The sequence below is a fragment of the Bradyrhizobium sp. HKCCYLS3070 genome (genome assembly GCF_051167575.1).
Classification (GTDB): Bacteria; Pseudomonadota; Alphaproteobacteria; order Rhizobiales; family Xanthobacteraceae; genus Bradyrhizobium.
The window spans coordinates 1-12266 of sequence record NZ_JBNPTI010000019.1; the positions used below are offsets into that span (position 1 = coordinate 1).

The window sequence follows — 12266 nt, forward strand, 5'->3', positions numbered from 1 at the left end:
CCTCTTCAACGAAGCGCCTCATCGATTCCCCCAAAAGAATCACTGGAGAATCATAACAGCCGCGCAGCGTTTTCACATAGCCAGGGTCAAAAGCAGTCGAGCCGCCGACGACTGCGCCACGTCCGCGGCGTTCTGGCTAGCAGACATTCTCGATCTGGGCGCGATCATCGCCGGAGGCCGAGACCAAGGTTACCGTGGGGTGGAGAGGTTCACTCGCCGAATGCGACAATCGAAAGCCGCCGGAGGATGCCGGCGGCTTGATGTCGATGGGAGGCATGTGCGACGGCAATCGCGCCGCACCTGTCTTCTCTGGCGCTAACCGCCGCTTACTCCGCCGCCTCCTTGCGCGGCGGATCGAGGGCGCCGGAGTCGTGGATCTCGGCGACCTGGTGGTCGCTGAAGCCCAGCACCTGGCGCAGGATCTCGTCGGTGTGCTCGCCGAGCAGCGGCGAGCGCGTGACGTCGGCCGGGCTGTCCGACAGCTTGATCGGGTTGCCGACCGAGAGATACTTGCCGCGGGTCGGGTGGTCGACCTCGACCAGGGTGCCGGTCTTGCGCAGCGACTCGTCCTCGGCGATCTCCTTCATCGACAGGATCGGGCCGCAGGGGATGTCGAACTCGTTCAAGATGTCCATGGCCTCGAACTTGGTCTTGGTCATGGTCCACTGCTCGATCCGGCCGAAGATCTCGTTCAGGCGCGGCAGGCGGGCAGCGGGCTTGGCGTAGTTCGGGTCGGTCTTCCAGGTCGGCTCGCCGATCACGTCGCAGATCTTCTCCCAGACCGGAGCCTGGGTGATGAAGTAGATGTAGGCGTTCGGGTCGGTTTCCCAGCCCTTGCACTTCAGGATGCGACCGGGCTGGCCGCCGCCGGAATCATTGCCGGCGCGCGGCACGGCGTCGCCGAACGGCACGCCCTCGCCGAACTGGCTGTATTCCTTGAGCGGGCCGTGCTCGAGGCGCTGCTGGTCGCGCAGCTTGACGCGGCAGAGGTTCAAGACGCCGTCCTGCATCGCGGCGGTGACGCGCTGGCCACGGCCGGTGTGGGTGCGCTGATAGAGCGCGGTGACGATGCCGAGGGCGAGGTGCAGGCCGGTGCCGGAATCGCCGATCTGCGCGCCGGTGACCAGCGGCAGGCCGTCACGGAAGCCGGTGGTCGAGGCGGCGCCGCCGGTGCACTGCGCGACGTTCTCATAGACCTTGCAGTCCTCGTAGGGACCAGGGCCGAAGCCCTTGATCGAGGCGACGATCATCTTCGGGTTGATCGCCTGGATCTTCTCCCAGGGGAAGCCCATGCGATCGAGCACGCCGGGGCCGAAATTCTCGACCAGCACGTCGCACTTCTTGATCAGCTCGGTCAGAACCTCCTTGCCCTTGGGGTTCTTGGTGTCGAGCGTGATCGACCGCTTGTTGTGGTTCAGCATCGTGAAATAGAGGCTGTCCACGTTGGGAATGTCCTGAAGCTGGCCGCGGGTGATGTCACCCACGCCCGGCCGCTCGACCTTGATCACGTCGGCGCCGAACCAGGCCAGCAGCTGCGTGCAGGTCGGTCCGGACTGGACGTGGGTGAAATCGAGAATGCGAACGCCCTCGAGCGCCTTGGTCATGTCTTGCTCTCCGTAACGATTGGTCATCCCGCGACAGCGGGCATCTGATGTCCTTGCGGGTGGCCTTTACTTCTTCTTCGTCAGCACGCTCTGCGGATTGAGGTTGCCGATACGGCCGCTCTCGGATCCCGCAGCAGGATCGATCACGGCGTTGATCAAGGTCGGCTTGCCGGAATCCATCGCTTCGTTGACGGCGCGCTTCAGCTCGTCTGGCGAGGTCGCGTTGACGCCAACGCCGCCGAAGGCCTCCATCATCTTGTCATAGCGCGCGCCCTTGACGAACACGGTGGTCGCCGGGTCGTCGCCCGCCGAGTTCTGGTCGGTGCCGCGATAGATGCCGTCGTTGTTGAAGATAACGACGCAGATCGGAAGATTGTAGCGACAGATCGTCTCGACCTCCATGCCGGAGAAGCCGAAGGCGCTGTCGCCCTCGATCGCCAGCACCGGCTTACCGGTCTCGACGGCGGCGGCGATCGCCGAGCCCATGCCGATGCCCATGACACCCCAGGTGCCGACGTCGAGGCGCTTGCGCGGCTGGTACATGTCGATGACGCCGCGGGCGAGGTCGAGCGTGTTGGCGCCCTCGTTGACCAGGATCGCGTCCGGACGCTCCTTGATGATGGTGCGGAGCACGCCGAGCGCGCCGTGATAGTCCATCGGTGAGTTGTTGTTCATCAGCCGCGGCGCCATCTTGGCGACGTTGTCCTCGCGCTTCTTCTGCACCGCGCTCAGCCACTCGACCGAAGCCTTGGGCCAGTTGCTGCCCATCGCCTCGCTGAAAGCCGTGACGACCGAGCCGATGTCGCCGACCACGGGGGCCGCGATCTCGACGTTGGAGTCCATCTCCTTCGGCTCGATGTCGACCTGGATGAACTTCTTCGGCTGTTCGCCCCAGCTCTTGCCCTTGCCGTGCGACAACAGCCAGTTGAGGCGGGCGCCGATCAGCATGACGACGTCGGAGTCCTTCAGCACGGTCGAGCGCGCCGCGCCGGCGCACTGCGGATGCAGGTCGGGCAGCAGGCCCTTGGCCATGCTCATCGGCAGGAACGGCACGCCGCTCTTCTCGACGAAGGTCTTGATCGCCTCGTCGGCCTGCGCGTAGGCCGCGCCCTTGCCGAGGATGATCAGCGGACGTTTCGCGTTCTTCAACAGATCGAGCGCGCGCTTCACCGAGTCGGGCGAGGGGATCTGCGCCGGGGCCGGATCGATCACCTTGACCAGTGAGGCCGCGCCGGCTTGCGCGTTCATCACCTGGCCGAACAGCTTTGCCGGCAGGTCGAGATAGACGCCGCCCGGACGTCCCGAGACGGCGGCGCGGATCGCGCGGGCGAAGCCGATGCCGATGTCCTGGGCGTGCAGCACGCGGAACGCCGCCTTGCACAGCGGCTTGGCGATCGCGAGCTGATCCATCTCTTCATAGTCGCCCTGCTGAAGGTCGACGATCTCTCGCTCCGAGGAGCCCGAGACCAGGATCATCGGGAAGCAGTTCGTCGTCGCATGCGCGAGCGCAGTGAGTCCGTTGAGAAAGCCGGGAGCGGAGACGGTGAGGCAGACGCCCGGCTTCTTGGTGAGGAAGCCGGCGATCGCGGCGGCGTAGCCGGCGTTCTGCTCGTGACGGAAGGAGAGCACGCGGATGCCTTCAGCCTGCGCCATGCGACCGAGATCGGTGATCGGAATGCCCGGCACGTTGTAGATCGTGTCGATCCCGTTCAGCTTCATCGCGTCGATGACGAGATGAAAACCGTCCGTGAGCTCCTCGTGCGTGTCGGGTGCCTCGGTCTTAACAGCAGTCTGCGCCATGCGCCTCTCTCCCTGGTCGTCTACGAAGGCGCTTTGCGGCGTCTTCTTCTGTTTGAACCTGTCAGCTGAATAATTCCTGGCCGTGCGTCTCGACATAGGTCGCGAGGCCCAGCGTGTGATCACGGGCGCGCTTCTCGGCGAGCTCGGTGTTGCGTTCCTCCAGCGCCTCGATGATCGCGAGATGCTCGGGCAGGGAGGCCGCGATACGATCGGTGCGCCCGATCGTGAGCTGGCGATAGCCGCGCACGTGCAGCAGGATGTCGTTGGTCATGTCGACCAACACGGGCGATTCCGACAGCGAGATCAGCGCCTGATGAAACGCGATGTTCGCCTTGGAATACTCCTCGACGTGCTCCTGCGGCGGGCGGTCCTTGCCGAAGTCCTTGAAGTAGTCGCGCAGCGCCGAGATGTCCTTCTTGCGCGCGATCGTCGTGATCAGCCGCGCCGCCATGCTCTCAAGCGCCGCCCAGGCGCGGATCATGTCGACGATCTCGCTCTTGGTCCGGCGCACCACGACGATGCCACGGCGCGGCACGGTCTTCACGAAGCCGTCCTGCTCCAGCATCGCGATCGCTTCGCGAATGGGCGTGCGGCTGACACCGAGGCGCTCGGAGAGAGCGCGCTCGTCGAGCATGACAGGCTCGGGCGAGGCGTAGATGTCCATCTTCAGAATGGCTTCTTTCAAGGCCTCATAGGCCTTATTCTTGAAGCTCGTCTCCGGGGCGATGCGAGCGATCGCGATGTCGGCCTCGGCCATGATGGGCAATGCCTTGTTCGTTTTTTCTGTAGACAAGACCGTCTCCTCTCCTTGGGAGATGCTTGTTTACAGCATTTTGCGTCCAAGTTTTTTGGCATACCAGATGCCAGGATGTCAAGCTGCGAGCTTTTTCAGCGTGTCCACATCTTCGTCGCGCTTGACAAAGTTTGCGTCTGGCATACCAAATGCCATAAACGACCAGCAATCTCCAGGAGGAAGCCCCGATGTCTGACGCCATCCCGAATGCCAAGGCCACGATCCGAGACGTTCTCGATCGTGTGAAGGCGGATAAACGCACCAGCCTCACCGCGCCCGAAGGCAAGATCGTGTGCGACGCCTACGGCATTCCGGTGCCGAAGGAGGGTCTGGCGAAGTCTGCGGCCGAGGCGGCCAAGCTCGCGGGCGACATGGGTTTTCCGGTCGTGATGAAGATCGTCTCGCCGGACATTCTGCATAAGACGGAAGCCGGCGGCGTCATTGTCGGCGTCAAGACTGCCGACGATGCGAAGACAGCGTATGAGACCATTCTCGCGAATGCGAAGAAGTACAAGGCCGACGCCAAGATCGAAGGCATCCAGGTGCAGCAGATGCTGACCGGCGGTACCGAGGTGATCGTCGGTTCGATCACCGACGGTTCGTTCGGCAAGCTGGTGGCCTTCGGCCTCGGCGGCGTGCTGGTCGAGGTGCTGAAGGATGTGACATTCCGCCTCGCCCCCGCGACCAAGGACGATGCCCTGTCGATGCTCGACGGCATCCAAGCCCACGAAATGTTGAAGGGCGTGCGCGGCGGCGATGCCGTGAGCCGCGAGGCGCTGGCGGACGTCATCGTCAAGGTGTCGAAGCTGGTCAGCGATTTCCCTGAAATCGTCGAGCTCGACCTCAATCCGGTGTTCGCGACCAAGACCGGCGCGATTGCGGCCGACGTCCGCATCGTCGTCGATTTCGACTACAAGCCCCGTCCGGCGCCGCGCTCGAACGAGGAAATCGTCACCGCGATGAACCGCATCATGAAGCCCCAGGCGGTCGCCGTGATCGGCGCCTCCGCCGAGGACGGCAAGATCGGCAACTCCGTGATGAAGAACCTGATCAACGGCGGCTACAAGGGCCAGATCTACCCGATCCACCCGAAGGCCTCCGAGATCCTCGGCTACAAGGCCTACAAGAGCGTCAAGGACGTGCCCGGCGTGATCGACACGGCGGTGTTCGCGATCCCCGCCAAGTTCGTCGCCGGCGCGCTGACCGAATGCGGCGAGAAGCAGATCCCCGGCGCGGTGCTGATTCCCTCGGGCTTTGCCGAAGCCAACGAGCCGGAGCTGCAGGCTGAGATCGTCGAGATCGGCAAGAAGTACAATGTCCGCCTGATGGGGCCGAACATCTACGGCTTCTACTACACGCCGGCCAATCTCTGCGCGACCTTCTGCACCGCCTACGACGTCAAGGGCCACGCGGCGCTGTCGTCGCAGTCGGGCGGCATCGGCATGGCGATCATCGGTTTTTCGCGCTCGGCGAAAATGGGTGTGTCTGCCATCGTCGGCCTCGGCAACAAGTCCGATATCGACGAGGACGATCTGCTCGCCTTCTTCGAGCAGGACCCCAACACCAACCTGATCGCGCAGCACTGCGAGGACCTCAAGGACGGCCGCGCCTTTGCGGAAGCCGCCAAGCGCGTCTCCAAGAAGAAGCCGGTCATCGTGCTCAAGGCCGGCCGCACCTCGGCTGGCGCCAAGGCGGCCTCGTCGCACACCGGCGCGCTCGCCGGCAACGACAAGATCTATGAGGACGTGCTGAAGCAGTCGGGCGTCATCCGTGCCCGCTCGCTGCGCCAGCTGCTCGAGTTTGCCCGTGGCGTGCCGGTGCTGCCGACGCCGAAGGGTGAGAACGTCCTCATCATCACCGGCGCCGGCGGCTCGGGCGTGCTGCTGTCCGATGCCGTCGTCGACAACGGCCTGTCGCTGATGACCATGCCGCCGGATCTCGATGCCGCCTTCCGCAAGTTCATCCCGCCGTTCGGTGCCGCCGGCAACCCGGTCGACATCACCGGCGGCGAGCCGCCGATCACCTATGTGAACACGGTCAAGCTCGGCCTGTCGGACGAGCGCATCCACGCGCTGATCCTCGGCTACTGGCACACGATCGTGACCCCGCCGATGGTGTTCGCGCGCAACATGGTCGAGGTGAAGAAGGAGATGGAGGCCAAGGGCTTCGTCAAGCCGATCGTCGCCTCGCTCGCCGGCGACGTCGAGGTCGAGGAGGCCGCCGAATATCTCTACCAGAACGGCATCCCGGCCTATGCCTATTCGACCGAGCTGCCGGTCGAGGTGCTCGGCGCCAAGTACAAGTGGGCGCGCGGCGCGGGCCTGCTCTAAGTCAAATCGATGCGAATGCCGCTCCGGCGTCTCGCCGGGGCGGCACTTTCTTTGATAGCGTGACGAAGCAAGATCCGTCCGTCCGGCAACGGCGCCGCCTGTGAGGGCGGTGCAGAGAGGCGCCACGTGATCCGTCGCAAGACGATCGAGCCACGCGCGGATGCTGCGGCCGAACCCCGCGACGGCGGCGTGCAATCCGTCGGCCGCGCGCTCCAGATCCTGGAGATTCTCGCCGAAGACGACGAAGGTTATCGCCTCAGCGATCTCGCCGTCCGTGCCGGGCTTTCGACCTCGACCGTTCATCGCCTGCTGACCACGCTCGAGAAGCGCCGCTTCGTCCAGTTCGACCGCATGGAATCGAAATGGCACGTCGGCGCGCAGAGCTTTGCCGTCGGCGCGACCTTCACGCGTCGGCGCAATTTCGTCGCGTTGGCGATTCCCTATCTGCGAAGGCTGCGCGACCAGTCGCGCGAGACCGCCAATCTCGCCGTCGTCGACGATGAATCGCTGATGGTTCTGCTGCGGCTGGACAGCCGCGAGATCATGCGCTCGCTGACCAAGGTCGGGGGCCGCCTCGCCATGGTCGCCTCCGGCATGGGCAAGGCGGTGCTCGCGACCTATTCCGATGACGACGTCAACGGCATCATCCACCGCCAGGGCATGCCGCGCCTGACCGAGAAATCGATCATCCGCGCCAGCGACCTGTTCCGCGAGCTCGAGACCATCCGCCGCCAGGGCTACGCCGTCGACGACGAAGAGGCACGCCTCGGCCTGCGCTGCATCGCCGCCGTCGTCCACGATTCCTGCCGCGAGCCGGTGGCCGCCATCTCGGTCTCGGGCCTGGCGAGCCGGTTGACGGAGGATCGGGTGCCCGTGGTCGGAGGGATGGTGCGGGATATCGCGGCGGAGCTGACTGCGGCGCTCGGCGGCGTGACGCCACCGGCCGGAACGTTTCGGTAACAGGACGTTTCGGCAACGTGCAACGTTTCGATGACGGTGCATCTAACTCCAATGCACGGGCGGAGGGGTGAGTGCACCCTAGCCGGAATGATTCCCTCGTTCGTCCCTCGTTTGTCGTTCGGGGCGGCTTCTGTCCCGAATTCAGCTCAACCCTTTCCTCGCGTGCCGTTGAGCGATTTCGCGCTTCTGCTCGTTGCCGACATGCAATCTCTATGATACTCGGCTGATAGATATAATTTAAAGTTGTTGCGGCGCTTGCTAAGCTAAGCGGAGTCGGTGCGCCGACCGTCCCGCAAAACTGGAGCGTCGGGCGATGACAAATGTTGTTCGCCCTGAAGCCGGCCAACGTTCTGAAGCCGCGGCCTCATTGTGAAGGCCTTGCAAACGAAGGGAGCTCGATATGGTCACTCATGTGCGGACGAAATCGCGATCAACCAACCACGGCGACGACTTGACTGCGTGGCATCGACGAAGGAGGGGCGGGAGCATTCCGATCATCGGTGCCTTGGCCCTGGGCCTGTTATTTGCCTCCGAATCAGCATTCGCCCAGGCCCAGGCCCCAGGCCCGGGCACTTGCACAGCCGTCAAGCGTGCGCACCCGAAGGGACCTCATTGCGTCCTCACGCAAAACCATTGCATCAAACCCAACAAGCCGCACATGATGCTCACGGCAGCAGGCTGCAACTGCGTCTGCGCGCCGTAGCAGCAGTGAGCATTGCCGCGTTATGAAGGAGCGTCCATAAGGACGCTTCGGCACCGCCTGAGTTGCTGTCGAGCTCCCTTGGTCGTCGGCTCGAGCGTTGGGCAATCCGATGTTGCGGTCCGTCTCCGACGACAACGGGCATTTCGAGGGGAGGGAGGAGGGGGCTATTCACCCGCTGCTCAAGCCGTGGTCAGGGCTGCCGATCTATTTGGGCTTGTCGGGACGCGTGCATCGCGCAACCATCGCCGTGCATCGCCCAACACGTCCAGCGAGTTCGTGCCATGACCAAACTCACCCGCTTCTCGGTCGCCTCCCTGCACACCATGACGCGGCGGCTCGCCGACGTCGCATCGGGTCGCGCCGCATCCGATCTCGTCATCACCGGCGCCCGCGTGCTGTCGACCTATTCGGAGCGCATTCTCCCGAACCGCGAGCTGTGGATCACCGGCGGGCGCGTCGCGGCGGTGAAGCCGGCCGGGGCGCACAAGGCGATACCGAGCGGGTTCGCGATCTACGACGCGGCCGGCGGCATCATCGCGCCCGGCCTCGTCGATCCGCACATCCACATCGAATCCTCGATGGTGACGGCCTGCGCCTATGCGGAGGCCGCGCTGCTCAACGGCACCACGACGATCTTCTGCGACAGCCACGAGATCGGCAACGTCATGGACGTCGCCGGCGTTGAGGCGATGCTGGAGGATGCGCGGCAGGCGCCGCTGTCGATCTTCCTCACCGTGCCCTCGACCGTGCCGGCGACCTCGGCGGCGCTGGAGACGGCGGGCGGCGATCTCACGCCGGACAAGATCGCCGGCCTGTTCGATCGCTGGCCGGAGGCGGTCGCGCTCGGCGAGAAGATGGATTTCGTGCCGGTCTGCATGGGCGACGAGCGCAGCCATGCCATCCTTGCGGCGGCTTTGCAGCGCGGACGGCCGGTGTCCGGGCATGTCTATGGCCGCGAGTTCGTCGCGGCCTATGCCGCGAGCGGCGTCACCGATACGCATGAGGCGATCGACCGCGACATCGCCGACGACTTGCTCGATGCCGGCGTCTGGATTTTTCTGCGCGGTGGTCCGCCGACGACGCCGTGGCACAGCCTGCCGCAGGCGATCCGCACCGTCACCGAGCTCGGCGCCTCGCACAAGCGCACCGCCGTGTGCACCGACGATCGCGATGCCGACGATCTCATGCTGTTCGGCCTCGACTGGGTGGTGCGCGAGGCGGTGAAGGCGGGGATGTCGCCGGAGCAGGCGTGGTCGATGGGCTCGCTGCACGGCGCGACGCGCTTTGCGATGGATGGCGAGATCGGCGGTCTCGGCGGTGGCCGCCGCGCCGATCTGGTGCTGCTCGACGACGGCCTGAAGCCGCAATCGACCTGGTATGGCGGCGAGCTGGTGGTGGACAAAGGCAAGATCACGCCGCGTCTCGATCAGGCGCTGTCGCAGCGCTATCAGTACCCGAAGGCCGCCTATGCCACGGTGAAGCTGCCAAGACAGATGACGCTGACGCCGGAGCTGCCCACCAAGGCCTGCACCGTCAATGCGATCAAGACGGCGCTGCCCGGCATCACGCTGATCCACGACAAGGTCGCGATCGAGCCGGCCAACGATTGGGAGACGCTGTTTGCGCGCTACGGTCTCTGCTTCGTCGCCGTGATCGAGCGCCACGGCAAGTCGGCCGGCAATGTCGCGCACGGGCTCTTGAAGGACTTTGGCCTCAAGCGCGGCGCCGTCGCCTCCAGCGTCGGCCATGACAGCCACAACATCATCGTCGCCGGCACCAACGAGGCCGACATGCGGGCCGCCGTCGCCGCGATCGGCGCGCAGCAGGGCGGCGTCTGCGTCGTCGCCGATGGCAAGGTGCGGGCGATGGTTCCATTGCCGATCGCTGGCCTGTTGTCGGACAAGCGCGTCACCGAGGTCGCCGAGGAGGTGAAGCTGCTCAAGAAGGAATGGGCGGAAGCCGGCTGCACCATTCCCTACATGGGCTTCAATTTGATTCCTCTATCGGTCATTCCGGAAATTCGTATCACCGACAAGGGCCTCGTGCTGGTGCCGCAGATGGAGCTTGCGCCGCTGTTCGAATAGCACCATCGAACCGTCATGCTGTTAGGACATGTCAGCTGTTTGTCGTCCTAACTAACTGAGGCCACCCGTGTTTTGCCGAGCGTGCCGCATCGTGGGAAAAATCGACGACTGAATTGAGATCGCAGCCGTCAGCAGCGATCCTCGCGCATCAACCAAAAGAGGAAGCGCGAGATGGCGAAGATGCGGGCGATCGATGCTGCGGTGCGAATCTTGGAGAAGGAAGGCGTTGACTGCGCCTTCGGCGTTCCTGGCGCGGCGATCAATCCGCTGTATTCCGCGCTGCAGCGGCGCGGCTCGATCCGCCACATTCTCGCCCGCCACGTCGAGGGCGCCTCGCACATGGCCGAGGGATACACCCGCGCCAAGGCCGGCAACATCGGCGTGTGCATCGGCACCTCGGGCCCGGCCGGCACCGACATGATCACCGGGCTCTATTCGGCGATCGCAGACTCCATTCCAATCCTCTGCATCACCGGCCAGGCGCCGCGCGCGCGGCTCCACAAGGAGGATTTCCAGGCCGTCGACATCGAGCAGATCGCCAAGCCCGTGACCAAGTGGGCGGTGACGGTGCGCGAGCCCGGCCTCGTCCCGCGCGTGTTCAGCCAGGCTTTCCACATCATGCGCTCCGGCCGCCCGGGACCGGTGCTGATCGACCTGCCGCTCGACGTGCAGCTCGCCGAGATCGAGTTCGACGACGAGACCTACACGCTGCTGCCGGTCTACAAGCCCGCGGCGAGCCGCAAGCAGATCGAGAAGGCGCTGGAAATGCTCAATGCCGCCGAGCGGCCGCTGATCGTCGCCGGCGGCGGCATCATCAACGCCGATGCCAGTGATCTGCTCGTCACCTTCGCCGAGACCGTCAACGTGCCTGTGGTGCCGACCCTGATGGGCTGGGGCGCCATCCCCGACGATCATGTGCTGATGGCCGGCATGGTCGGCCTGCAGACCAGCCACCGCTACGGCAACGCCAACTTCCTGGAGAGCGACTTCGTGCTCGGCATCGGCAACCGCTGGGCCAACCGCCACACCGGATCGCTCGAGACCTACACCAAGGGGCGCAGCTTCGTGCATGTCGACATCGAGCCGACCCAGATCGGCCGCGTGTTCAATCCCGATCTCGGCATCGTTTCGGACGCCAAGGCGGCGCTCGAGCTGTTCATCACCGTCGCACGCGAGTGGCGCAAGGCGGGCAGACTGCGCGAACGGCAGGCGTGGCCGGCGGCGTGCCAGGATCGCAAGCGCACGATGCTCCGGCGCAGCGATTTCGATCAGGTGCCGATCAAGCCGCAGCGCGTCTATCATGAGATGAACAAGGCGTTCGGCCGCGACACCTGCTATGTCAGCGTCATCGGCCTGTCGCAGATCGGCGGCGCGCAGTTCCTCAGCGTCAACCATCCGCGCCACTGGATCAATGCGGGGCAGGCGGGGCCGCTCGGCTGGACCCTGCCGGCCGCGCTCGGCGTCCGCGCCGCCGATCCCAGGCGCGAGATCGTCGCGCTCTCCGGCGACTACGACTTCCAGTTCCTGATCGAGGAGCTCGCGGTCGGCGCGCAGTTCAACCTGCCTTACATCCACGTCGTCGTGAACAATGCCTATCTCGGCCTCATACGTCAGGCGCAACGCGGCTTCTCGATGGACTATCAGGTGCAGCTCTCGTTCGAGAACATCAACGCGCCGGAGGTCGGCGGCTATGGCGTCGACCACGTCGCGGTCGCGCAGGGCCTCGGCTGCAAGGCGATCCGCGTCACCGACCCGCGCCAGGCGCAGGCTGCGTTCGCGACCGCGCGCGAATGGATGGCGGAATACCAGGTGCCTGTCGTGGTCGAGTTCGTGCTCGAACGCGTCACCAACATCGCGATGGGTACCGAGATCGACAACGTCGTGGAGTTCGAAGAGGTGCTCGATCTGCCGGTCGACGAGACGCCGGCCGAGCCGGCGCGCACCTTGCAGCCGGCCTGACCGCAGCCATCGCACTCAGTCGAGGACCCATGA

General features: G+C 64.9%; 7 protein-coding genes. 4 read left to right on the plus strand and 3 right to left on the minus strand.

What is annotated here, in order from left to right:
• Positions 1-326: 326 nt before the first annotated feature.
• From frc to ACQR03_RS31430, 3 genes are all read right to left on the minus strand, one after another.
• Positions 327-1604: a formyl-CoA transferase gene (gene frc / locus ACQR03_RS31420; protein ID WP_315718405.1), complete on the minus strand. Its 1278-nt coding sequence runs from the start codon at positions 1602-1604 to the stop codon at positions 327-329.
• Positions 1605-1670: 66 nt separating this feature from the next.
• Positions 1671-3404, minus strand: a complete 1734-nt coding sequence (oxc, locus tag ACQR03_RS31425) for an oxalyl-CoA decarboxylase (RefSeq protein WP_315754568.1) — start codon at positions 3402-3404, stop codon at positions 1671-1673.
• Between the two features lie 61 nt (positions 3405-3465).
• Positions 3466-4197, minus strand: a complete 732-nt coding sequence (locus ACQR03_RS31430; protein ID WP_315718407.1) for a GntR family transcriptional regulator — start codon at positions 4195-4197, stop codon at positions 3466-3468.
• A 188-nt stretch (positions 4198-4385) separates the two neighbouring features.
• Here ACQR03_RS31430 and ACQR03_RS31435 point away from each other — a divergent pair, with 188 nt between their 5' ends.
• The 4 genes from ACQR03_RS31435 (at position 4386) to gcl (ending at position 12233) form a co-directional block, all read left to right on the plus strand.
• Positions 4386-6527 carry an acetate--CoA ligase family protein gene (locus tag ACQR03_RS31435; RefSeq protein WP_315754566.1) on the plus strand — a complete coding sequence of 714 codons (2142 nt, stop codon included), beginning with the start codon at positions 4386-4388 and terminating at the stop codon, positions 6525-6527.
• 126 nt (positions 6528-6653) lie between these two features.
• Positions 6654-7487, plus strand: coding sequence for an IclR family transcriptional regulator (locus ACQR03_RS31440; protein ID WP_315754564.1), 834 nt, complete (start codon positions 6654-6656; stop codon positions 7485-7487).
• Positions 7488-8471: 984 nt separating this feature from the next.
• Complete coding sequence (locus ACQR03_RS31445; protein ID WP_315754563.1) at positions 8472-10274, plus strand: adenine deaminase; 1803 nt, start codon at positions 8472-8474, stop codon at positions 10272-10274.
• A 171-nt stretch (positions 10275-10445) separates the two neighbouring features.
• Positions 10446-12233, plus strand: a complete 1788-nt coding sequence (gene gcl, locus ACQR03_RS31450; RefSeq protein ID WP_434842232.1) for a glyoxylate carboligase — start codon at positions 10446-10448, stop codon at positions 12231-12233.
• Positions 12234-12266 lie beyond the last annotated feature (33 nt).